Source organism: Streptomyces sp. FIT100, assembly GCF_024584805.1.
In the GTDB taxonomy this organism is placed as follows: Bacteria; Actinomycetota; Actinomycetes; order Streptomycetales; family Streptomycetaceae; genus Streptomyces.
Map to the genome: position 1 here is coordinate 4,366,574 of NZ_CP075715.1, position 22,825 is coordinate 4,389,398.

The following is a 22,825-nucleotide window of genomic DNA, read 5'->3' on the forward strand; positions in this document are numbered from 1 at the left end:
GACCTTGGAAGGTTCGCCCGCGAATGTTGTCAGTCCTCCGAAGCCGCCGACGGCAGCTTGGACTGGATGAGATCCATCACGGAGGAGTCGGTCAGGGTGGTGACGTCACCGAGCTGACGGTTCTCCGCGACATCGCGCAGCAGCCGGCGCATGATCTTGCCGGAGCGGGTCTTGGGCAGCTCGGCCACCGGCAGGATCCGCTTGGGCTTGGCGATCGGGCCCAGCGTGGTGGCCACGTGGTTGCGCAGATCCGCGACGAGGTCGGCGTCCTCGCTCGCCGTGCCGCGCAGGATCACGAACGCCACGATCGCCTGTCCCGTCGTCTCGTCCGCCGCGCCGACGACCGCCGCCTCGGCGACCTTCGGGTGGGAGACGAGCGCGGACTCGACCTCGGTCGTCGAGATGTTGTGCCCGGAGACGAGCATCACGTCGTCGACCCGGCCCAGCAGCCAGATGTCGCCGTCGTCGTCCCTCTTCGCGCCGTCCCCGGCGAAGTACCTGCCCTCGAAACGGGACCAGTACGTGTCGATGAAGCGCTGGTCGTCGCCCCAGATGGTGCGGAGCATCGACGGCCACGGCTCGGTGAGGACGAGGTAACCGCCGCCGCCGTTGGGCACCTCGTTGGCCTCGTCGTCGACGACGGTCGCGGAGATACCGGGCAGCGGGCGCTGCGCGGAGCCCGGCTTGGTCTCGGTGACGCCCGGCAGCGGCGAGATCATCATCGCGCCGGTCTCGGTCTGCCACCAGGTGTCCACGATGGGGGTGCTGCCGCCGCCGATGTGCTCCCGGTACCAGACCCAGGCCTCGGGGTTGATCGGCTCACCGACCGAGCCGAGGACGCGCAGGCTGGAGAGGTCGAACTTGGCGGGGATGTCGTCCCCCCACTTCATGAACGTGCGGATCGCGGTCGGCGCCGTGTAGAGGATCGTGACGCCGTACTTCTGGACGATCTCCCAGAAGCGGCCCTGGTGCGGGGTGTCGGGTGTGCCCTCGTAGATCACCTGCGTGGCGCCGTTGGCCAGCGGTCCGTACACGATGTAGGAGTGGCCGGTCACCCAGCCGATGTCGGCGGTGCACCAGTAGACATCGGTCTCGGGCTTGAGGTCGAAGACGGCGTGGTGGGTGTAGGCCGCCTGGGTGAGGTAGCCGCCGGAGGTGTGCAGGATGCCCTTCGGCTTACCCGTCGTACCGGACGTGTAGAGGATGAAGAGCGGCTGCTCCGCCTCGAACGCCTCGGGGGTGTGCTCGGGGGACTGGCGGGAGACGATCTCGTCCCACCACACGTCCCGGCCCTCGGTCCAGGCCACCTCCTGGCCGGTGCGGCGCACGACGAGCACGTGCTGCACGCGGTCGACCCGGTTGATCGCCTCGTCGACGGCGGGCTTGAGCGCCGAGGGCTTGCCCCGCCGGTAGCCGCCGTCCGCGGTGATGACGAGCTTGGCGTCGGCGTCCGCGATACGGGTGGCGATGGCGTCGGCGGAGAAGCCGCCGAAGACCACCGAGTGCGCGGCGCCGATGCGGGCGCACGCGAGCATGGCGATGACGGCCTCGGGGATCATCGGCAGGTAGACCGCCACCCGGTCGCCCTTGGTGACGCCCAGCTCCGTCAGGGCGTTGGCCGCCTTGGAGACCTCGTCCTTCAGCTCGGCGTACGTGATGGCGCGGCTGTCGCCGGGCTCGCCCTCGAAGTGGATGGCGACGCGGTCACCGAGGCCGGCCTCGACATGACGGTCCACGCAGTTGTACGCGACGTTGAGCGCGCCGTCGGCGAACCATTTGGCGAAGGGCGGGTTCGACCAGTCGAGGGTCTCGGTCGGCTCGGTGGCCCAGGTGAGCCGCCGGGCCTGCTCGGCCCAGAAGCCAAGCCTGTCCGCCTCGGCCTGCTCATACGCCTCAGCCGTGACATTGGCGTTCGCGGCCAGCTCGGCCGGAGGCGCGAACCTCCGCTCTTCCTTGAGCAGGTTGGCCAGGCTTTCGTTGCTCACGACATCTCCCTTTCCCAGGGCGTCCTATGTGCCTATGTGTCCCAGGCCATAGCTCATCAGTCAGATGCCCGGGTGACAAGAGCCTTCGGGGAATTGGTTTAGACCTGTGTGGTGCGGGCGCCGCTGTGGAATCCGGTGGGCTCGACCGGTCCCTCCTCCCCGAGCGGTGAGGAGGAGGGACCATACGTATTCACGGATGCCGCGCCCGGCCGGTTCAGGGCGCGGCAGCACAGGCCGGCTTTCGTCGGCTCGGGCTGTGCTCTGGTCGGGTGCACGCTCTCTTTGCGCCCAGACCCAGAGCAGGGGCCCCTGCCCAGCCCAGTCCCAGCCCAGGCCCTGCCCAGCCCAGGGCCCAGGCCCCGGTCGGGTCAGGCCCCGGTCGGGTCAGGCCAATGTGTTCTCCAGCGCCGGCGGCCCGGGCGTGACCCGGTCGAAGACCTCCTCGGCGCCGCCGGCCTTCGCATCATCCGCCAGCAGGTACGCCTGCGCTTCGCCGACGTGGAAGTACATCCCGTGCAGTTGCAGACGGCCTTCGGCCAGTCTGCGGGCCACCGCCTCGTGGGCCCGCAGATGCTCCAGCTGCTGGACCACGTTGGTCAGGCAGAGCTGCTCCACCGCGTCGGCGGGCAGCCGTCCGGAGATTCTCGCCGAGGAGTGATGACGGGAGCGCATCCGGTCGAGGCTGGGCTGTGCGTGGCGCAGCCATCGCTGCAGCGGCGTCCGGGGTGCGTCCTTGCCCTTGCCCTTGTCCTCGTCGTCGTCGCTCTGGATGCCGTTGAGCAGTGCCTGCATGGCACCGCAGCCGGAGTGGCCGCAGACGGTGATCGAGTCGACCTCCAGTACGTCCACGGCGTACTCGATCGCGGCGGCGACCGAGTCGTCTCCGCTCTCCGCTCCCGGCCTGGGCACGAGATTCCCCACATTGCGCACGGTGAAGAGGTCGCCGGGGCCGCTTGCCGTGATCATGCTCGTGACGAGGCGGGAGTCGGCACAGGTCAGGAACAGGTGAGAGGGGCGCTGGCCCTCGCGGGCCAGCCGCGCCAGCTCGTCGCGCACCAGCGGTGCGGTGTTGCGCTGGAAGGAGCTGATTCCGCTGGCCAGTTGGTGCAGATGCTTGCCGTGCTGCCGATGCCGCTGGCGCTGTCCGGGCGACGTGGTGGCCGGATGCTCCTGGCAGTGGTGATTGCGCCAGGGTGTCCAGGGCCGGCAGCAGGCGTGCGACTCGGAGGCGGGCTCGGCGATCCGGCCCCCGGAGCGCCCGGTGAAGACGGCCGTACCGCCGTGGGCCTCATGGCCCGCCTGCCAGTCGTGCAGCGCTTCGTAGGCCGCGTGGTCCATGAAGGAGCCGTCCAGCTCCACCACGGTGTCCGCGTCGTGCGGCACTTTGCTGAGCACGCGGCTCAGCCGGGGCACGGCCAGGAACGTCAACTGGCCCCGCACCCGGACCCGATAGGTCCCGTCGCGCTCCTCGACGGTGATCCGCGTCCTGGTCAGCCGGTGCAGTGCGACGGCGACCGCGACGGCGACCCCGATGGCCACGCCTTCCAGGACACCGGTGAGCACCACCGCCGCCATGGTCGCCGCGTACACGAGCATTTCGCGGTTCCGCCGCACGCTGCGCAGATGCGTGATGTTGACCATCTGGACGCCCACGACCATCACCAGGGCCGCCAGGGTGGCCAGCGGGATCAGATCGAGCACCGGCACGAGCAACAGCGCGGCCAGAGCGACCCACAGGCCGTGGAGCATGGTCGACTGCCGGCTGACGGCGCCGGCGGCCACATTGGCGGAGCTGCGCACGGCGACCCCGGTGACCGGCAGCCCGCCGAGTGCGCCGGAGACGATGTTGGCCGCGCCCTGCCCTCTCAGCTCCCGGTCGAGGTTGGCGCGCGGGATGCGGACCGCGGGCTTCTTGCGTGCCGCGACCAGCTTGTCGACCGCCACGGCGGACAGCAGTGACTCCACGCTGCCGACCAGTGTGATGGTCAGGACCGCGGCCAGGAGGCCCAGCACCGGTCCGTCGGGAAGCTCGGGCAGGGCGTGGCTCTGCCAGGACGGAAGGTCGACCCGGGGCAGCCTGAGCCCGGCAGTCGCGGCCAGCGCGGTCGCGAGGGCCGCGGCCGCCAGCGCGGCCGGGATCGTCCGTACGGCTCTGCCGGTCCGCCCCGGGAGGCGTGGCCAGGCGAGCAGCACGGCGATGGTCAGGGCGCTGACGGAGAGCGCGGCGGGGTGCAGATTGGCCAGTTGGCCCGGAAGCCCGAGCACATTGTCGATCGCGGAGCTCTGCGGCGTGCCGCCGAGGACGATGTGCAGCTGTGCGAGCGCGATCGTCACGCCGATACCGGCGAGCATGCCGTGCACGATCGCCGGACTGACGGCCAGCGCCGAGCGGGCCACCCGCAGCATGGACAGCACCAGCTGGGCCAGGCCCGCAAGCACCGTGATGGCGCAGGTGGTCCGCCATCCGTACTGCTGGATCAGATCCGCCGTCACCACCGTGAGCCCGGCCGCCGGTCCGCTGACCTGGAGCGGCGCCCCGCCCAGCGTGCCGACGACGATCCCGCCGATCGCCGCCGCCACCAGACCCGCCTGCAGCGGCGCACCTGTGGCCAGGGCGATACCAAGGGAGAGCGGCAGCGCGATCAGAAAGACGGTGATGGACGCGGTCGCATCAGCACCGTTGATCCGGAGCCGGAAGCCTGTGCCGCTCCCGCCTCCGCGGTCGGGCCCGCCGCGGGAGCGGAACCGGGACCGGGATCCGTCGGGCTCGTCGCGGTCGTGGTGCTGCTGGTCGTTCGTGCGATGGGGGACGCAGGCAGGCATGTTCCCGTCTCCTCCGGGGCGGCGCGGTCGCGGAATGTGGGGGTCGCGGCCGTGGGTCACGGCGTACAGCGGCGGGATGTTGGGACTGGCGGGATGTTGGGACTGGAGTCTCGACGCGCCTCGGCTGGTGAGGGAGTCTCAACTCTCGGTAAATGGATCGTAATGCAGAGTAAAGACTGCGGCATGATTTTCGGGGCAAATAGGGCAACTCTTCACCCGTTCTGGTGATTAATCATTTCGGCTCGGCCTGTCACCCCCTCCCCTCTTCGTTGCGGCGCGAGTCTGTGCGCACTCGCCGTCGTATCGGCCGATAAGCCGCAGATCACTCCACATGAGGGAAGAGGTGGACGGAATGCCGGCCAGCACGAGGAAGCTCGCCGTCGGTGCCGCCGGCACGGCGCTCGCCGTGGGGATCGCGAGCTGCGCCGGTGGTTCCGGTTCCCTTCCCCAGCAGGGTCCGCAGGGCGCCAACGCCGTGATCCGCCTCATCGGCGACGGCTCCACCGCCTACACCGGAAACCAGCCCGGAGTGCCCAGGCCCGAACGGCTGAAGCCGGGTCAGAAGCCCCCGCAGTTCGTGGTCTTCTCCTGGGACGGCGCGGGCGAGGACAGCCAGAAGCTCTTCTCGCGCTTCCGGAAGCTGGGCAGGAAGCACGGCGCGACGATGACCTACTTCCTCAGCGGCGTCTACCTGCTGCCCGAGGACAAGGCCGGGGAGTACGAGCCGCCCCGGCACGCACCCGGCAGCTCCGAAATCGGCTTCAACGACACCCAAGGGATCAAGGCCACCGTGCGCGAGCTGCGCCAGGCCTGGCTCGAAGGCAACGAGATCGGCACCCACTTCAACGGACACTTCTGCGGTGCGGACGGCGGCGTCGGCAGCTGGTCGGTCAGGGACTGGAAGAGCGAGATCAGCCAGGCCAAGTCCTTTGTGAAGCACTGGAAGACGAACACGGAGCTGACCTCGGAACCGCCGCTGCCCTTCGACTACGACAAGGAGCTCATCGGCGGCCGCACTCCCTGCCTGGAGGGACGCGAGAACTTTCTGAAGGCCGCGAGCGAGCTGGGCTTCCGCTACGACGCCAGCGGCACCGGCGAACAGGTCTGGCCCGACAAGGAACGGGGCATGTGGGAATTCTCGCTCCAGATGATCCCGGTCCCCGGCCGCGCCTTCGAATCCCTCGCCATGGACTACAACTTCATGGTCAACCAGTCGGGAACGAGCAAGGGCGACCCCACCATGCACCGGTACTGGGGCGACCAGATGCGCAACGGCCTGATCCAGGGCTTCGAGCGGGCGTACTCCGGAAACCGCGCCCCCATGATCATCGGCAACCACTTCGAGTCCTGGAACGGCGGTGCGTACATGCGCGCCGTCGAGGAGACCGTCGGGGTGGTCTGTGCGAGGCCGGAGACCCGGTGCGTCTCGTTCCGGCAGCTCGCCGACTGGCTCGACGCCCAGGACCCGAAGGTCCTGGCGAAGCTGCGTAGGCTCCCGGTCGGTCAGGCGCCCGGGCAGGGCTGGGAGGCATTCATCACCCCCCAGCCCGCGAAGCCCGCCGCGAAGCCCGCCGCGAAGTCCGCTGTGGAGCCGGCCACGAAGCCCGCCGAGAAGAGCAAGCACGCGAACTCCGCTTAGGCCGCCCGGTCAAGCCGGTCAAGCCGGTCAAGCAGGTCAGGCCGGTCAGGCCGGTTGTGGAGCGCCGGCCTCCAGGGTCCGTTCGCCGAGCACGAAGGCGGGGTCGATCTGTGCCGCCAGGTCGGCCCCCGTCTTCGCGTTCCCCCAGCTCTCCGCGTTCTTCAGGTGGAAGTGCACCATCTGCTGTGTGTAGCGCTCCCAGTCGCGGCGCCCGTACGACGCGCCCGCAGCGTCCTGGAGCGTGCGCAGCGCCGCGAGGTTGGACTCCTCCAGCAGGCCGAACCGCGGCGGGCGGCCCTTCTCCATGGCCCGCACCCAGTCCGAGTGCCCGACCGCGACCAGCAGGTCCTCGCCCACCTGTTCACGCAGGAACTCCAGATCGTCCTCGCCCTGCACCTTGTTCCCGACGACCTTCAGCGAGACGCCGAAGTCCCGTGCGTACTCCTTGTACTGCCGGTAGACGGAAACACCCTTACGGGTCGGCTCGGCGACGAGGAACGTCATGTCGAAGCGCGTGAACATCCCGGACGCGAACGAGTCCGAGCCGGCCGTCATGTCGACCACGACGTACTCGTCCGGACCGTCGACGAGATGGTTGAGGCACAGCTCCACCGCTCCCACCTTGGAGTGGTAGCAGGCCACGCCCAGATCCGACTCGGTGAACGGTCCGGTCGCCATCAGCCGGATCTCGCCGTCGTCCAGCCGGACCGTCCGGGCGCAGGCGTCGTAGACCGCGTTGTCCTCGCGCACGCGCAGCAGTCGTGACCCCTCACCCGGAGGGGTGGTCTTGATCATCGTCTCGGCGGACGCGATCCGGGGATTCGTGCCGCGCAGATAGTCCTTGATGAGGGGGAGGTGCGCGCCCATCGCGGGCAGCGCCGCCGCCTCGTCCTCGTCGAGTCCGAGTGCCGTGCCCAGGTGCTGGTTGATGTCGGCGTCCACCGCGACGACATGGGCCCGCTGTGCGGCGAGGTGGCGGATGAAGAGTGAGGACAGCGTGGTCTTGCCGCTGCCGCCCTTCCCTACGAAAGCGATCTTCATGTTCACGTAGGTTAGTGCCGTGATCGCGCCGGGGGCTCGGGATGCGTGAAGAAGACCACTCCATCGTGGGGTCTGCCCCTCGGACGCGTAGCCTCCCTACTTATGAGTACGAACGCCTCTGACCCCCTGGCCGCACTGGGCGCACTGCCCGGCGTCGCGGATGCCGTCGACTCCGTACGCAAGGCCGTCGACCGGGTCTACGGGCACCGGGTCATGCGACGCCGCGCCAACGAGGTGGCGTCGGAGGCCGCACTGCGCGGAGCCCGGGCTTCCGCGGCGCTCTCCGGGGCCGACTGGGCGCTGGAAGAGGTGCGCCGACGCACCGATTTCGGCGGCGAGGGGGAGGCCCCCACCGTCGGCGCGGCGCTGCGGCTGACCGCCGAGGCAGGCCAGTTGCTGTCCATCTGGCGCCAGTCACCCCTGCGGGTGCTGGCCCGGCTGCACCTGGTGGCGGCGGGCGGTGCGGCACCGGACGACACGGTCGGCCGGCCCCGCCTCGTGGGTGAGAAGGTCGACGAGCCGCTGATCGAGGCGCCGCTCCCGGATGCCGACGAGGTGGCGGGACGGCTGGACGGGCTCTCCGGGCTGGTCATCGCGGGCAGTTCGGCCCCGGCGCTGGTGATCGCCTCCGTCGTGCACGGAGAACTGCTCGCACTGCGCCCGTTCTCCTCGTCCAACGGACTGGTCGCCAGGGCCGCCGAGCGCATCGTCCTGGTCGGCAGCGGCCTCGATCCCAAGTCGATCTGCCCGGCCGAGGTCGGGCACGCGGAACTCGGCCGCGCGGCGTACGTCGCCGCCTTCGACGGATATCTGTCGGGGAGCCCGGAGGGGATGGCTGCCTGGATCGCGCACTGCGGCCGCGCCGTCGAGCTGGGCGTTCGCGAATCGACGGCGGTCTGCGAGGCGTTGCAGCGGGGCGCCGCCTAGGTGTACTGCCCAGCCAGGTTGGTCGAGTTTGTGTGACGACACGGTCTGAATCTGTGAGATGGGGAAGGCCTCCGGTTGTGGAGTGGAGCTGTCGAGGAACCGCTCCGCCAACCAGGAGGCCTTCGTGTCTCACGCTAACGCTGCTTTGACTCCCCGTGCCCGTCTTCGGCTGGCGCGTCTGATTGTCGATGACGGCTGGCCGGTCGCCCGTGCGGCCGAACGCTACGACGTGTCCTGGCCGACCGCCAAGCGGTGGGCCGACCGTTACGCCGAGTCCGGGCCGGTGGCGATGGCTGACCGGTCCTCCCGGCCGCACCGCAGTCCTGCCCGAACACCGCAGCCGCTGGTCCGCAAGATCGTGCACCTGCGCTGGAAGCAACGTCTGGGCCCGGTCCAGATCGCCGGACGGCTGGGCATGCCCGCCTCCACCGTCCACGCAGTCCTGACCCGCTGCCGGATCAACCGCCTGTCCCACATCGACCGCGCCACCGGCGAGCCGGTCCGCCGCTACGAGCACGATCATCCCGGCGCAATGCTCCACATCGACGTCAAGAAGCTCGGGAACGTGCCCGACGGCGGCGGCTGGCGCTACGTCGGACGCGTCCAGGGCCGCAAGAACCGTGCCGCAACACCCGACAAGCCCCGCAACAAGTACCGAGGACCGCTACTGGGAACCGCGTTCGTCCACACCGTCATCGACGACCATTCCCGCGTCGCCTACGCCGAGATCCGCGACGACGAGATGGCCGCCACCGCGGTCGACGTCCTGCGGCGCGCGGTAGCCTGGTTCGCCGCCCGAGGGGTGACCATCGAGCGGGTCCTCACCGACAACGGCTCGGCCTACCGCTCCCGGCACTGGACACAAGCCTGCACCGAGCTCGGCATCACACCGAAGAAGACCCGCCCCTACCGGCCACAGACCAACGGCAAGGTCGAACGCTTCCACCGCACCCTCGCCGACGGCTGGGCCCTCGGCCGCTTCTACCCCAGCGAATCAGCCCGCCGTAAAGCCCTGCCAGCCTGGCTCCATCACTACAATCACCACCGCCCCCACACCGCGACCGGCGGCAAACCACCCATCACCAGGTTGACCAACGTCCCCAGGCAATACACCTAGGGCAGCGCCCGGAGGTGGTCCCGCCCGGGGGCGGTCCGTACAGGCCGGGTGGTCTGTACAGGCCGTACAAAGGGTTGCGGCGGTACCGGAATTGGTACCGCCGCTGGCATGTCCGCCCAGTTACCAAGCGTCCTCGATATGTTGCCCATCAGGTCGGAAACTTTGTCCGTCACCTGGTGCGGCTGGCCCGTAATCGACGGGTCGACGTCGCGTGGGTGCTCGGCATCCATGCTTCGGTCCGTGGGCCTTTTCCTGCGTGATTGGTGATCCTCTCGGATGTCCCAGGTCTCGCGGGCCGTTGAGTCCTTTGTACTCCAGCGGCAGGGTGAGCGGAACCCCTGCCTGCACTTCTTTACTTTTAGGTTCAAATACGGGCAATGGACGCGCTGCGGCGCTGGCTGGCGTACCAGACGAGGCCCGCGGTGGCCGCTGCCGCGCCGACCGCGGCGGCCGCGACCAGCGCGGGACGCGGCGGGAGCGTGAACGCGGGGATCCGCTGCTTCAGCCGTACCGGCCGGTTGAAGACGAGGACCGGCCAGCCGCGCGACACGGCCTCGCGGCGCAGGGCGCGGTCAGGGTTGACCGCATACGGATTGCCCACCGACTGGAGCATGGGGACATCCGTGATGGAGTCGCTGTACGCGTAGGAGCGCGACAGGTCGTATCCCTCGGACGCGGCGAGTTCCTTGACCGCCTCGGCCTTTGTGGGCCCGTACGCGTAGTACTCGACCTCCCCCGTGTAGCAGCCGTCGTCGCCGACGACCATGCGGGTCGCGACGACCCGGTCGGCGCCGAGCAACTCACCGATCGGTTCGACCACCTCCGCGCCGGACGTGGAGACGATCACGACATCGCGACCGGCGGCGTGGTGCTCCTCGATGAGGGAGGCGGCTTCGTCGTAGATGATCGGGTCGATCAGCTCGTGGAGGGTCTCGGCGACGATCTCCTTGACCTGCTGGACGTTCCAGCCCTTGCAGAGCGCGGACAGGTACTGCCGCATCCGCTCCATCTGATCGTGGTCCGCGCCGCCCGCGAGGAAGACGAACTGGGAGTAGGCGGTCCGTAGTACGGCGCGGCGGTTGATCAGCCCGCCTTGGTAGAAGGACTTGCTGAAGGTCAGCGTCGACGACTTCGCAATGACCGTCTTGTCCAGGTCGAAGAAGGCTGCTGTGCGCGGCGAGGAGTGGTTTTCCACGACGCCGAGCATAGGCGCCCACCATTCGGCGTAAGCTGGGGCGCGTGGGTTTGCCTGAGAAGGCTCTCGGGTACACCATGGAAGTCACGGATCGTTCGCGACCGTGCTAACCCGGCCCGACTCCTCCCCCCCCGAGTCGGCCGTGGGGACGACCCCCGCTCTCCCCCCCGGCGGGGGTCGTCGCATGTCCGGACGCATTTTCGTCCCTCACTCATGGTCGTTCAGCCCTCCGTCGGGCGTCTCCGGCGCTGTCGGGTGACATCAGTGATCCGTCACTCTATGTAGTGGCTGTGCTGCGCTGTGGAAGTCGAGTCGTAAGTCACCGGTATGGGCTAGCGGGATATTCACAAGTGGCGAGTTGTCCACAGTTTTTGAGCAAGATCCACACGATTTTTCGGCGCGCTGCACGGTGATTCCGTCCGCGATGTTCGCGGGCTGAAGGAATCACGGATCCGGGCCGGTCTCGCCGGTTCGGTGACTCGACTGCGGCAGCGTGATGTGAGGGGGAGAAATCGTGATGGGTTTCATCACATCTGATACATCCGGTACGCCGGATGCATCCGTGTCCGGGGTGCGTTGGTCGTCTCGGTCGTCTCGGTCGTCTCGGTCGTCTCGGGTGCCCGGGGCGTCCGGGCCGCCTGGGTCCTCTGAGTCCGAGGTTTCGCGAGTGCCCGAGGGGTCCTGGGTTTCGCGGTCATCCGGACCATCGTCGGGGGCGTCGGGGGCGTCGGGGGCGTCGGGGGCGTCGGGGGTGTCCGGCGGCTCCGCCGGGAGGCCGGCTGCCGGGCTGCGCAGGGATGGGCCGCTGATCCTCACGGAGGACCTGGAGCTGCTCGACGATCTGCTGCGGCTGTGCGCCGCGGCAGGTGCCGAGCCGCAGGTCCACCATGCGGTGCCCGAAGAGAGAGCGAGCTGGGAAGCCGCGCCTCTCGTCCTCGTCGGGGACGACGCGGCCGCCCGCTGCCGGGGAGCCTCCCGCAGACGTGGGGTGCTGCTCGTCGGCCGGGACCAGGACGATCCACAGGTGTGGCGTCGGGCTGTGGAGATCGGTGCCGACTGCGTGCTGCGGCTGCCGGACGCCGAGGGCTGGCTCGTCGACCGGATCGCGGACGTGGCCGAGGGTGTCGGCCGGCCCGCGCTCACGGTCGGAGTGATCGGCGGCCGGGGTGGTGCCGGGGCCTCCACGCTGGCCTGCGCGCTCGCGGTGACCGCGGCGCGCGAAGGACAGCGCACGATGCTCGTCGACGGCGACCCGCTGGGCGGCGGTCTCGATGTGCTCCTCGGCGGGGAGCGGGCCCAGGGCCGCCGCTGGCCGGACTTCGCGGCGTCCAAGGGCCGGGTGGCCGGCGGTGCGCTCGAGGAGTCGCTGCCCGCCGTGCACGGGCTGCGGGTGCTGAGCTGGGACCGGGGCGACACGGTCGTGGTGCCACCCGAGGCGATGCGCTCGGTGCTGGCGGCGGCGCGCAGACGCGGCGGGGTGGTGGTCGTGGATCTGCCGCGCCGGGTCGACGAAGGGGTCGCCGAGGCGCTGGCGCAGTTGGACATCGGGCTCCTGGTGGTGCCGGGCGAACTGCGCGCGGTGGCCGCGGCGAGGCGTGTCGCCTCGGCGGTCGGCATGGTGCTCGGCGATCTGCGCGCCGTGGTGCGCGGGCCGTACGCGTCGGGGCTGGACGAGCAGTGGGTGGCCGATGTGCTCGACCTGCCGCTGACGGGTGAACTGCCCGTGGACGCGGGACTCTTCACCGACCTGGACAGTGGGGTTCCGCCCGGTGCGGGGGCGAGGGGACCGCTCGCCCGGTTCTGCTCGGCGTTCTGGGAGCGGGCGCTCACGGGCGGTGCGGTCTCATGACCACGACACTGCTCGACGCCGTGCGCCAGCGGCTCGCCGAGAGCGGGGCCGAGCCGACGCCGGCCAGGGTGGCGGCCGCGCTGCGCGCGCAGGGGCGGCTTCTCGGCGATGCCGAAGTGCTGGGCGCCGCCGAGGAGCTGCGCTGCGAGCTGGTGGGGACCGGGCCACTGGAGCCGCTGCTCGCCGACCCGGCCGTCACGGATGTGCTGGTGTCCGCGCCGGATCGGGTGTGGGTGGACCGGGGCGGCGGTCTCGAACTCACCGAGGTCACCTTCTCCGACGCGGGTGCGGTGCGCAGGCTTGCGCAGCGGCTCGCGGCGGTGGCGGGCCGGCGACTGGACGACGCGCGGCCCTGGGTGGACGCCAGGCTCCCCGACGGCACGCGGATGCACGCGGTGCTGCCCCCGGTCGCGGTCGGCTCGACCTGTCTGTCGCTGCGGGTGGTGCGACCGCGGGCCTTCTCGCTGAGCGAGCTCGTCGCGGCGGGGACGATCCCGCCCGGCGGCGACCGGCTGCTGGGGGCGCTGATAGGGGCGAGGATCTCGTATCTGATCAGCGGCGGCACGGGCACGGGCAAGACGACCCTCCTGTCCACGCTGCTGGGACTGGTGGGCGAGCGTGAACGGATCGTGCTGGCCGAGGACTCGGCCGAGCTCAGGCCCGACCATCCGCACGTGGTGCGGCTCGAGTCCCGGCCGGCCAACCAGGAGGGCGCGGGTCAGGTCACTCTGCGGGACCTGGTGCGCCAGGCGCTGCGGATGCGCCCCGACCGGCTGGTGGTGGGCGAGGTCCGGGGAGCCGAAGTCACGGACCTGCTCGCGGCGTTGAACACCGGCCATGACGGCGGCTGCGGCACTGTCCACGCGAACACGGCCGCCGACGTCCCAGCCCGGCTGGAGGCCCTGGGCACGGCCGCCGGGCTGGACCGGGCGGCGCTGCACAGCCAGTTGGCGGCAGCGCTGTCGGTGGTGATCCACCTCGTACGGGACCGGGACGGGCGCCGGAGGATCGCCGAGGTGCATGTACTGGAGCGGGACGCGTCGGGGCTGGTGCTGACCGTTCCCGCGCTGCGATGGGGCGCGGCGGGCTTCGCCAGGGAGCGGGGCTGGGAGCGGCTGCGGTCGCTGATCGGGGGTGTGTGGTGACGACCGTGGCGATGTGTGCGGCGGTGTGCGCGGGGGCTGCGGCGCTGCTGACGGCGGGCGGCGACCAGGGGAGGCGGCGAGCAGGGCTGGTGCTCGCGGGCGGTGGCATGGTGCGGCCGGCCACCGGCTGGGACCCGGAGCGGTGGTTGCGGGCCGTCTGGCGGCTGCGGCGGGAGTGGCTCTGCCTGCCGGTGGGATTGCTGCTCGCGGCGGTCGGGGAGTCGGTGCTGCCGCTGGTGCTGGGCCTGGTTGCCGTGCCGTGGGTGCGACGGCGGCTCCGTGCCCGGGAGCGGGGGCGGGACAGTGAGCGCAGGGCCGATGCGGTGGTCGCCCTGTGCGGGGGCATCGCAGGCGAGCTGCGGGCGGGGCACCAGCCCGGGCAGGCGCTGCTGACGGCAGGGCGTGCCACGGGGGCGCTCGGCGGGGCGGAGGCCGCGGTGCTGGCGGCCGCCAGGTTCGGCGGAGATGTGCCCGCGGAGCTGCGTCGGGCGGCCTGTGAGCCGGGTGCGGAAGGTCTGGCCGGGCTCGCGGCGTGCTGGCTGGTGTCGGTGGATGGCGGGGCCGGGCTGGCCTCCGGTCTGGACCGGCTGGAGGCGGCGCTCCGGGCCGAACGGGACCAACGGGAGGGGCTGCGCTCGCAGTTGGCGGGAGCGTGGTCGACCGTCGTGGTGCTCGCGCTCCTCCCGGTGGTCGGGCTGGCGCTGGGCTGGGCGCTGGGCGCGGACCCCCTTCGGGTGCTGCTGCACACCCCGGTTGGCATGGGCTGCCTGCTGGCGGGCGGGCTGCTGGAGGCCGCGGGCCTGTGCTGGGCGGCACGGATCGTGCGGGCGGGGGAGCGGCCATGAGCGGCGAGTTCGTCCACAGGATGGGGGCGGCGGTGTCGATGGCGGCGGCTGTCGTCTGGCTGGGCTGCTGGACGGCGGGTTGGCGCCGCGCGAGGCGGACGCGCAGGCGTATCGACGCTGTGCTGCCGGCGGAGCGCACGCGGCCCGAGCACGGGCCGGCCCCGCGGTGGACGCTGCGGTACGCGGCGGGAGTGCGGCAATGGGCCCTTCCGGCGTGCGCGTTGATCACCGGCATTGTCCTGGCCGGTGGGGTGACGGGTCTCCTGCTCGGCGCCCTGGGGGCCTTCGGCCTGCGGAAGTGGCAGCAAGGCCGCGCCCGGGACCGGGCCACGGGCGACGACCGGTCGGCCGGGCAACTGCCGCTCGCCGCCGATCTGCTGGCCGCCTGCGTCTCGGCCGGGGCCGGGCCGCGCGAGGCGGCGGAGGCGGTCGGGGAGTCGCTTGGCGGCCCGGTCGGCGAGCGGCTGGCGAGGACGGCTGCCGAGCTGAGGCTGGGCAGCGAACCGGCCCGGGCGTGGGGGCGGTTCGCGGAGATACCGGGCGCCGCGGGCCTTGCCCGCTGTCTGGAGCAGTCCGGGTCGTCGGGCGCGCCGGCGGCGGAGCCGGTCTCCCGGCTGGCCGCGGGCCTTCGGGCGGAGCGGGCCAGGAGCGCCGCCGCGCGGGCTCAGCGAGCCCAGGTCCTGATCACGGCACCGGTGGGGCTCTGCTTCCTGCCTGCGTTCCTGGCCATCGGGGTGGCTCCGGTGGTGATCGGGCTGGCGAGCGGGCTGCTGAACGGTGACTGAGGCAACAACGGAAGCAACAACGGAAGCAACAACGGAAGAAGCAACCGAAGCGCATGACTGCGCGACGAAATCCAGGGGGTTGGCATGGCATTCATGGCATGGCTGAAGGGACGCATGGCCGTAGCACGGGTGAGTCTGCGCAGGACGCGGGCGCCCGGCGACGCGGGTATGACCACCTCGGAGTACGCCATGGGGACGATCGCGGCCTGTGCTTTCGCCGCGGTGCTCTACAAGGTGGTCACGAGCGGAACGGTGTCGAAGGCCCTCGAATCGGTGATCGGGAAGGCGCTCGATGCCCAGTTCTGACACCCGGGCCGGCATCGGGGACGATCACGGCTCCGTGACCGCGGAGGCGGCGGTGGCCGTTCCCGCCCTCGTGGTCTTCACGATGGCGCTGGTGTGGGCACTGGTGGCGGCCGCCGCACAGATCCAGTGCGTGGACGCGGCCAGGGCCGGGGCACGGGCCGCCGCGAGATCCGAGCCGGAGACGGCCGCGCTGGCCGCCGCCCGCTCGGCCGCACCGCAAGGGGCCCACATCTCGCTGAAACGGGACGGCGACCTGTGGCGGGTGCGGGTGGATGCGCCCGCTCCCGGCCCGGGAGCGCTGGCGCTGACCTTGACGGCACAGGCCGCCGCTCTCGCCGAGGACACGGTCGCCGAGGACACGGTCGCCGAGGACACGGCGGGGAGCGGCGCGCCATGAGCGGCCGCCACGACCGGGGCTCGGCGACCGTGTGGGTGGCCGTGGCGGCGTGCGCGATGTGCGCGGTCTTCGCCGTGGTCCTCGCTCTGGGCCAAGCGGTGGTCGCCCGGCACCGCGCGGGCGCCGCCGCCGATCTGGCCGCCCTCGCCGCGGCCGACCTGGCGCTGGAGGGCGCAGGGCCGGCGTGCGCCGCGGCGGCGCGGGTGGCGCGCGCTCAGGGGGCGGCCTTGGCACGGTGCGCTGTGGACGGCGAGATCGCCGATGTGACGGCCACGGCTGCTCTCGGCCCATATGCGCCGGAGGTCAGATCCCGGGCGGGTCCTCCGGATGGCGCAGCCGCCCCTCACGGGATGCGGGGGACAGGTCCGCAGGACCGTCCGGAGGCTCCTGCGGGCCAGGCACCTCAGGGACTTCGCCTTCCGCGGGGGCCTGGGGAGCCTCCCTGAGGAGGACCGTCAGCAGGCGGACGGCGGCGCGTTTGTGCAGCGGGTCGTTGCCGTTGCCGCACTTGGGGGACTGGATGCATGACGGGCAGCCGGCCTCGCACTCGCAGGATGCGATGGCCTCCCGGGTCGCGGTCAGCCACTCGCGGGCGGTGTGGAAGGCCCGCTCGGCGAAGCCCGCCCCGCCCGGGTGGCCGTCGTAGACGAAGACGGTCGGCAGCAGGGTGTCCGGGTGCAGCGGGACCGAGACGCCGCCGATGTCCCAGCGGTCGCACGTGGCGAAGAGGGGGAGCATCCCGATGGAGGCGTGCTCGGCCGCGTGGAGGGCGCCGCCCAGCTGCTCCGGGTTCACCCGAGCGGCGTCCAGCTGGTCCTCGGTGACCGTCCACCACACGGCCCTGGTCCGCAGGGTGCGCGATGGCAGGTCGAGTTTGGTCTCACCGAGCACCTCCCCGGTGATCAGCTTGCGGCGGAGGAAGGAGACGACCTGGTTGGTGACCTCGACGGAGCCGTAGCAGAGCCGGCCGGCGCCCCAGGGGATCTCGGTGTCGGTTTCCAGGACGGAGATGGAGGTGGTGTCGCGGGCGGTGGTGGAGTACGGCGGGTTCGCCTCCTCGACGAGGGCGACCGAGTCCTCCAGGTCCAGCTGCTTCACCAGGTACGTACGGCCCTGGTGGAGGTGGACGGCCCCGTCGTGCACGGCGGCGTGGGAGGCCGGCTCGTCGACGGTCCCGAGCAGCCTGCCGGTCGCGGCCTCGACGATCTGCACCGGCCGGCCGCCCTCACCGCGGATGTCGGTCAGGTCGGCAGCCCGCTCGCGCCGGGTCCAGTACCAGCCCGCGGCGCGCCTGCGCAGCAGTCCGGCGCTCTCCAGCTGGGGCAGCAGCTCCGGCACGGCGGGGCCGAACAGGGCGAGGTCGTCCTCCGTCAGGGGCAGCTCCGCGGCGGCCGCGCAGAGGTGCGGGGCAAGGACGTACGGGTTGTCCGGATCGAGGACGGTGGACTCCACCGGCTGCCGGAAGAGCGCCTCGGGGTGGTGGACGAGGAAGGTGTCCAGCGGGTCGTCTCGGGCGACCAGCACCGCGAGAGCGCCCTGCCCGGAGCGCCCCGCCCGGCCTGCCTGCTGCCACAGCGAGGCCCGGGTGCCCGGATAGCCGGCGATCACGACCGCGTCCAGGCCGGAGACGTCCACGCCGAGCTCCAGGGCGGTCGTGGCGGCCAGACCGAGCAGCTCGCCCGAGTGCAGAGCCTGCTCCAGGGCGCGGCGCTCCTCCGGGAGGTAGCCGCCCCGGTAGGCGGCGACTCTGCGGGCGAGGGAGCGGTCGACCTCGGCCAGGCGTTCCTGAGCGATGACGGAGATCAGTTCGGCGCCGCGCCGGGAGCGTACGAAGGCGACCGAGCGGACGCCCTGGACGGTCAGGTCGGTGAGGAGGTCGGCGGTCTCCGCGGTGGCCGTGCGGCGCACCGGGGCGCCCTTCTCGCCGTGCAGCTCGGTGAGCGGGGGCTCCCAGAGGGCGAAGACGAGCTCGCCGCGGGGCGAGGCGTCGTCGGAGACCTCGGTGACCGGCAGGCCGGTGAGGCGGCGGGCGGCGACGGCGGGTTCCGCGGCGGTGGCCGAGGCGAGGAGGAAGACGGGATGCGCACCGTAGCGGGCGCACACACGGCGCAGCCGCCGCAGGACCTGGGCGACGTGGGAGCCGAAGACGCCCCGGTAGGTGTGGCACTCGTCGATGACGACATAGCGCAGCGAGCGCAGGAAGGAGGACCAGCGGGGGTGCGAGGGAAGTATCCCGCGGTGGAGCATGTCGGGATTGGTGAGCACATAGTTCGCGTACTGGCGCACCCACTCGCGCTCTTCGACGGGTGTGTCCCCGTCGTACACGGCCGGGCGCACACGGTTGCCCAGCGGTGCCGCGAGCTCTCTGACGGCGCGGCGCTGGTCGGCGGCCAGGGCCTTGGTCGGGGCGAGGTAGAGGGCCGTGGTGCCGCGCCCGTTGGGGGCCTCGGCGCCGTCGAGGAGCGTGCTGAGCACCGGGGCGAGATACGCAAGCGACTTGCCGGAGGCGGTGCCGGTGGCGATCACTACCGATTCGCCGTCCAGGGCGTGCTCCGCGGCCGCCGCCTGGTGGGCCCAGGGGTGCTCGATACCGGCCGTTCGAATGGCGTTGATCACTTCCGCACGGATGCGGTGCGGCCATACGGCATGGCGCCCCGGCCTGGGGGGCAAGTGCTCCGTATGAGTGATGCGCGCAGCCCGGCCCGCCCCTGCGGTGAGCCGGTCGAGGACCGTACCGGGGGAGGGGCGGGTTTCCCCGCTCTCGGGAGGTCGTCTGGGACGGTGATTCTGTGCCATCGGCACCGAGTGTGTCACCGGCGTGACGGACAATGGTCCCAAGGCGTCGTGCATGGCTGCTGGTAAGTGATTGAATGCCATCGCGGCTGGCGATCCGTCCCCTGGCTCCGTCGGGGAGACCCGAGGGGCGACCGCTCGATAGCAAGGTGCTGGAGGATCCGTGGACCTGTCCCTGTCGACTCGCAATGTTTCCGGCCCTGGTGGCGACCGTACGGTCGTCGAGGTCGGTGGCGAGATTGATGTGTATACCGCGCCCAAGCTGCGCGAGCAGTTGGTCGAGTTGGTGAACGACGGCAGCTACCACCTGGTTGTCGACATGGAGGGTGTGGACTTCCTCGACTCGACCGGCCTCGGCGTGCTCGTGGGCGGTCTCAAGCGTGTGCGTGCGCACGAAGGCTCGCTCCGTCTCGTCTGCAACCAGGAGCGCATTCTCAAGATCTTCCGGATCACCGGTCTGACCAAGGTGTTCCCCATCCACACCACGGTCGACGAGGCCGTCGCGGCGACGGACTGAGTCGCCGGAGGGCTCTGGGAGGGGTTCCGGACCGTTCAGTCGGTCCGGTGCCTCTCGGGAGCGCTGGGGAGCTTCTGGGGCCGGATTCGAACGGTTCGGATCCGGGTCCGGTCGGCTGCCGGAAGAAACAGGGGTTCCGGGCGCAAGCCCGGGCCCTGGAGATGCACGCTCGCACGCTCGTACGTCCGAGGGGGACCGCATGGCCACCGTTGAACTCCGCTTCAGCGCCCAGCCCGAGCATGTCAGGACGGCCCGACTGGTGGCCGCTGCTGTCGCGCGCCGGGCCGGGGTCGACGAGGCGGCGCTGGACGAGGTCAGGCTCGCCGTCGGCGAGGCGTGCAGCCGGGCGGTCGGGCTGCACCGCAGCAACGGCATCACCGCCCCCGTGCGGGTCGTGCTGACCGAGGAGGAGAAGACGTTCACCATCGAGGTGGGCGATGAAGTGCCGGGTCCGGGCGGCGCCACCGAGGCCGAGGCCGAGGCCGAAGCCGACGCCGAATCCGGTTCCGGTTCTGAGTCCGGTCGCGGTTCCGGTTCCGTCGGGCAGTCCGGCGAGCAGGAGAGCGACGCCGGTGAGGACGAGATGGGGCTCGCGGTGATCAGCGGGCTCGTGGACGACGTCGAGGTGGTGACGGGCAAGGACGGCGGCGTCATCCGGATGAGCTGGCCGACACCCCAGGCCACGATCGTGCCCTGATTTGTCACGCCCCCTTGACGGCGAGGCGGCAGGCCGCTGACGGCCCGTGTGCGTCACGCTGACGGCCGCCCGCACGTACGTCCCTCTGAGAGGCCCTGCTGAGCAGGGCCTTTTTCATTTTCCTAGATCATTGATCAAGCGTCAATGCTTTTGCCCCATTACCGCTTTCGGGGGTAATCGTGGAGCGCGATCATTTGCTGAGTAGCAAGTCAAGGTCAATTCCATTTGCGGCGCCCTGTTTTGATCAGGTCCCGCTACCTACAATCCGTCCACATCTTGAGCTCTGAACGTCAAGGAGGACGAATGGCGGGGCTCTTCAACCCACACCTGACCGACCACCCCACTTCTCTCGCGGCCGCGGTACTCACCGATGACAACAGGATGATCGTCATCGTGATCGCGGCCATCGCCCTGGCGGCGCTGGTCGTCGCCCAGCTGCTGGTGCGCCAGGTGCTGGCGGCCGGCGAAGGCACCGATTCCATGAAGAAGATCGCGGCTGCCGTCCAGGAAGGCGCGAATGCCTATCTGGCCCGGCAGTTGCGCACCCTCGGCATCTTCGCCGTCGTCGTGTTCTTCCTGTTGATGCTGTTGCCGGCCGACAACTGGTCCCAACGTGCGGGACGTTCGGTGTTCTTCCTGGTGGGCGCGCTGTTCTCGGCCGCCACCGGATACATCGGCATGCGTCTTGCCGTACGCAGCAATGTGCGCGTGGCCGCGGCCGCGCGCGAGGCCACACCGGCGGAAGGCGAGCCGGAAAAGGATCTGACGGCCGTCGCGCACAAGGCCATGAAGATCGCTTTCCGTACGGGCGGCGTGGTCGGCATGTTCACGGTGGGCCTCGGCCTGCTCGGTGCCTCCTGCGTGGTTCTCGTCTACGCGGCGGACGCCCCCAAGGTCCTGGAGGGCTTCGGCCTCGGGGCCGCGCTCATCGCCATGTTCATGCGTGTCGGCGGCGGCATCTTCACCAAGGCCGCGGACGTCGGCGCCGACCTCGTCGGCAAGGTCGAGCAGGGCATCCCCGAGGACGACCCGCGCAACGCGGCCACCATCGCCGACAACGTCGGTGACAACGTCGGCGACTGCGCGGGAATGGCCGCCGACCTCTTCGAGTCGTACGCCGTCACGCTCGTCGCGGCGCTCATCCTCGGCAAGGCCGCCTTCGGCGATCTGGGTCTGGCCTTCCCGCTGATCGTCCCGGCGATCGGCGTGGTCACCGCGATGATCGGCATCTTCGCGGTCGCCCCGCGGCGCGCCGACCGCAGCGGGATGACCGCCATCAACCGCGGATTCTTCATCTCCGCGGTGATCTCGCTCGCCCTGGTGGCCGTGGCCGTGTTCGCGTACCTGCCGTCGAGCTACGCGGAGCTGGACGGTGTCACCGAGGCCGCGATCCTCAGCCACGCCGGCGACCCGCGCATCCTCGCGCTCGTCGCCGTCGGCATCGGCATCGTGCTCGCGGCCCTGATCCAGCAGCTGACCGGGTACTTCACCGAGACGACCCGCCGTCCCGTCCGGGACATCGGCAAGTCGTCGCTGACCGGCGCGGCCACCGTCGTCCTCGCCGGCATCTCCATCGGCCTGGAATCGGCCGTCTACACGGCGCTGTTGATCGGTCTGGGCGTGTACGGCGCGTTCCTGCTCGGCGGCACGTCGATCATGCTCGCGCTGTTCGCGGTGGCGCTGGCCGGCACCGGTCTGCTCACCACCGTCGGCGTCATCGTCGCCATGGACACCTTCGGCCCCGTCTCCGACAACGCCCAGGGCATCGCCGAGATGTCGGGCGACGTCCAGGGCGCGGGCGCGCAGGTCCTCACCGACCTCGACGCCGTCGGCAACACCACGAAGGCGATCACGAAGGGCATCGCCATCGCGACCGCGGTACTCGCCGCGGCCGCGCTCTTCGGCTCGTACCGCGACGCGATCGCCACCGCCGTCGCGGAGGTCGGCGCCAAGGCCGGGGAGATGACCCTGAGCCTGGACATCTCGCAGCCCAACAACCTGGTGGGGCTGGTCCTCGGAGCCGCGGTCGTCTTCCTCTTCTCGGGGCTGGCGATCAACGCCGTCTCCCGGTCGGCGGGTTCGGTGGTCTACGAGGTGCGCCGACAGTTCCGCGAGCACCCCGGGATCATGGACTACAGCGAGAAGCCGGAGTACGGACGCGTCGTCGACATCTGCACGAAGGACGCCCTGCGCGAACTGGCCACGCCCGGCCTGCTCGCCGTGATGGCGCCCATCGCCGTCGGCTTCACGCTCGGCGTCGGTGCCCTCGGCTCGTACCTGGCGGGTGCCATCGGCACCGGCACGCTGATGGCCGTCTTCCTCGCCAATTCCGGTGGCGCGTGGGACAACGCCAAGAAGCTGGTCGAGGACGGCCACCACGGCGGCAAGGGCAGCGAGGCGCACGCGGCGACGGTCATCGGCGACACGGTCGGCGATCCGTTCAAGGACACCGCGGGCCCCGCGATCAACCCGCTGCTGAAGGTGATGAACCTGGTGGCGCTGCTGATCGCTCCCGCGATCGTGCAGTTCAGTTACGGCAACGACGCCAGCCCGGGCGTACGGGCGATCGTGGCGGCGCTCGCGATCGTGGTCATCATCGGCGCCGTGTACGTCTCGAAGCGGCGTTCCGTCGTCGTGAGTGACGAAGGCAACGCCGCCGAGCGGACGGCGAAGTCACAGGACCCGGCGGTCGTTTCGTAGACCGTCGCCGCCGGGGCTCAGGGCCCCGGCGGAAGTCCCTGCTCAAAGTACGGGCGGGCGACGC

The 22,825-nt window shown here is 70.9% G+C and carries 17 protein-coding genes and 1 pseudogene; 13 read left to right on the forward strand and 5 right to left on the reverse strand.

The window, feature by feature from the left end:
- Positions 1–29: 29 nt before the first annotated feature.
- Positions 30–1,985, reverse strand: a complete 1,956-nt coding sequence (gene acs / locus KK483_RS19715) for an acetate--CoA ligase (RefSeq protein WP_262006530.1) — start codon at positions 1,983–1,985, stop codon at positions 30–32.
- Between the two features lie 384 nt (positions 1,986–2,369).
- A complete protein-coding gene (locus KK483_RS19720) occupies positions 2,370–4,808 on the reverse strand; it encodes a SulP family inorganic anion transporter (protein WP_262006531.1) in 2,439 nt (812 codons plus the stop codon).
- Positions 4,809–5,160: 352 nt separating this feature from the next.
- Between KK483_RS19720 and KK483_RS19725 the strand changes: the two genes are divergently transcribed.
- A complete protein-coding gene (locus KK483_RS19725; protein ID WP_262006532.1) occupies positions 5,161–6,447 on the forward strand; it encodes a hypothetical protein in 1,287 nt (428 codons plus the stop codon).
- A 45-nt stretch (positions 6,448–6,492) separates the two neighbouring features.
- Here KK483_RS19725 and KK483_RS19730 read toward each other — a convergent pair whose 3' ends face one another.
- Positions 6,493–7,488, reverse strand: a complete 996-nt coding sequence (locus KK483_RS19730; protein WP_262006533.1) for an ATP-binding protein — start codon at positions 7,486–7,488, stop codon at positions 6,493–6,495.
- Between the two features lie 102 nt (positions 7,489–7,590).
- Here KK483_RS19730 and KK483_RS19735 point away from each other — a divergent pair, with 102 nt between their 5' ends.
- Both KK483_RS19735 and KK483_RS19740 read left to right on the forward strand, forming a co-directional pair.
- Entirely contained in the window at positions 7,591–8,415 is an 825-nt protein-coding gene (locus KK483_RS19735; RefSeq protein WP_262006534.1) for an oxidoreductase, read from the forward strand.
- Positions 8,416–8,539: 124 nt separating this feature from the next.
- The gene (locus tag KK483_RS19740) at positions 8,540–9,532 is read left to right on the forward strand and encodes an IS481 family transposase (protein WP_262006147.1); all 993 of its coding nucleotides are present in this window, start codon (positions 8,540–8,542) and stop codon (positions 9,530–9,532) included.
- A gap of 364 nt (positions 9,533–9,896) precedes the next feature.
- Here the strand turns inward: KK483_RS19740 and KK483_RS19745 are convergent, their stop codons facing one another.
- Positions 9,897–10,739, reverse strand: coding sequence for an HAD family phosphatase (locus KK483_RS19745; RefSeq protein WP_262006535.1), 843 nt, complete (start codon positions 10,737–10,739; stop codon positions 9,897–9,899).
- A gap of 739 nt (positions 10,740–11,478) precedes the next feature.
- On the opposite strand from KK483_RS19745, the gene ssd reads away from it, so the two are divergent.
- The 7 genes and pseudogenes from ssd to KK483_RS35525 form a co-directional block, all read left to right on the forward strand.
- Complete coding sequence (gene ssd, locus KK483_RS19750) at positions 11,479–12,576, forward strand: septum site-determining protein Ssd (RefSeq protein ID WP_262006536.1); 1,098 nt, start codon at positions 11,479–11,481, stop codon at positions 12,574–12,576.
- Complete coding sequence (locus KK483_RS19755) at positions 12,573–13,721, forward strand: TadA family conjugal transfer-associated ATPase (RefSeq protein WP_262006537.1); 1,149 nt, start codon at positions 12,573–12,575, stop codon at positions 13,719–13,721. Before ssd ends, KK483_RS19755 begins: the two co-directional genes overlap by 4 nt.
- 11 nt (positions 13,722–13,732) lie before the next feature.
- A complete protein-coding gene (locus KK483_RS19760; RefSeq protein WP_262009606.1) occupies positions 13,733–14,566 on the forward strand; it encodes a type II secretion system F family protein in 834 nt (277 codons plus the stop codon).
- Complete coding sequence (locus KK483_RS19765; protein WP_262006538.1) at positions 14,563–15,351, forward strand: type II secretion system F family protein; 789 nt, start codon at positions 14,563–14,565, stop codon at positions 15,349–15,351. Before KK483_RS19760 ends, KK483_RS19765 begins: the two co-directional genes overlap by 4 nt.
- Positions 15,352–15,435: 84 nt before the next feature.
- Positions 15,436–15,657, forward strand: coding sequence for a DUF4244 domain-containing protein (locus tag KK483_RS19770; protein WP_399014358.1), 222 nt, complete (start codon positions 15,436–15,438; stop codon positions 15,655–15,657).
- A complete protein-coding gene (locus tag KK483_RS19775) occupies positions 15,644–16,054 on the forward strand; it encodes a TadE family type IV pilus minor pilin (RefSeq protein ID WP_262006539.1) in 411 nt (136 codons plus the stop codon). Before KK483_RS19770 ends, KK483_RS19775 begins: the two co-directional genes overlap by 14 nt.
- A 56-nt stretch (positions 16,055–16,110) precedes the next feature.
- Positions 16,111–16,317 (forward strand): annotated as a pseudogene (locus KK483_RS35525) (Rv3654c family TadE-like protein); the annotation flags it as partial.
- 40 nt (positions 16,318–16,357) lie between these two features.
- On the opposite strand, the gene KK483_RS19785 reads toward KK483_RS35525, so the two are convergent.
- Positions 16,358–18,931 (reverse strand): DEAD/DEAH box helicase, encoded by a 2,574-nt coding sequence (locus tag KK483_RS19785; RefSeq protein ID WP_262006540.1) that lies wholly within the window; start codon positions 18,929–18,931, stop codon positions 16,358–16,360.
- Positions 18,932–19,010: 79 nt separating this feature from the next.
- On the opposite strand from KK483_RS19785, the gene KK483_RS19790 reads away from it, so the two are divergent.
- From KK483_RS19790 to KK483_RS19800, 3 genes are all read left to right on the forward strand, one after another.
- Positions 19,011–19,364: an STAS domain-containing protein gene (locus tag KK483_RS19790; protein WP_003967428.1), complete on the forward strand. Its 354-nt coding sequence runs from the start codon at positions 19,011–19,013 to the stop codon at positions 19,362–19,364.
- A 199-nt stretch (positions 19,365–19,563) separates the two neighbouring features.
- Positions 19,564–20,061, forward strand: coding sequence for an ATP-binding protein (locus tag KK483_RS19795; RefSeq protein ID WP_262006541.1), 498 nt, complete (start codon positions 19,564–19,566; stop codon positions 20,059–20,061).
- 303 nt (positions 20,062–20,364) lie between these two features.
- Entirely contained in the window at positions 20,365–22,761 is a 2,397-nt protein-coding gene (locus KK483_RS19800; protein ID WP_262006542.1) for a sodium-translocating pyrophosphatase, read from the forward strand.
- Positions 22,762–22,825: the final 64 nt, after the last annotated feature.

Coding starts and splice junctions, on each gene's coding strand:
- KK483_RS19735 (WP_262006534.1), top strand. CDS start 7,591: ATGAGTACGAACGCCTCTGACCCCCTGGCCGCACTGGGCGCACTGCCC.
- KK483_RS19785 (WP_262006540.1), bottom strand. CDS start 18,931: ATGGCATTCAATCACTTACCAGCAGCCATGCACGACGCCTTGGGACCA.
- KK483_RS19725 (WP_262006532.1), top strand. CDS start 5,161: ATGCCGGCCAGCACGAGGAAGCTCGCCGTCGGTGCCGCCGGCACGGCG.
- KK483_RS19775 (WP_262006539.1), top strand. CDS start 15,644: ATGCCCAGTTCTGACACCCGGGCCGGCATCGGGGACGATCACGGCTCC.
- KK483_RS19760 (WP_262009606.1), top strand. CDS start 13,733: ATGTGTGCGGCGGTGTGCGCGGGGGCTGCGGCGCTGCTGACGGCGGGC.
- KK483_RS19770 (WP_399014358.1), top strand. CDS start 15,436: ATGGCATTCATGGCATGGCTGAAGGGACGCATGGCCGTAGCACGGGTG.
- KK483_RS19720 (WP_262006531.1), bottom strand. CDS start 4,808: ATGCCTGCCTGCGTCCCCCATCGCACGAACGACCAGCAGCACCACGAC.
- KK483_RS19765 (WP_262006538.1), top strand. CDS start 14,563: ATGAGCGGCGAGTTCGTCCACAGGATGGGGGCGGCGGTGTCGATGGCG.
- KK483_RS19755 (WP_262006537.1), top strand. CDS start 12,573: ATGACCACGACACTGCTCGACGCCGTGCGCCAGCGGCTCGCCGAGAGC.
- KK483_RS19800 (WP_262006542.1), top strand. CDS start 20,365: ATGGCGGGGCTCTTCAACCCACACCTGACCGACCACCCCACTTCTCTC.
- KK483_RS19795 (WP_262006541.1), top strand. CDS start 19,564: ATGGCCACCGTTGAACTCCGCTTCAGCGCCCAGCCCGAGCATGTCAGG.
- KK483_RS19745 (WP_262006535.1), bottom strand. CDS start 10,739: ATGCTCGGCGTCGTGGAAAACCACTCCTCGCCGCGCACAGCAGCCTTC.
- KK483_RS19730 (WP_262006533.1), bottom strand. CDS start 7,488: ATGAAGATCGCTTTCGTAGGGAAGGGCGGCAGCGGCAAGACCACGCTG.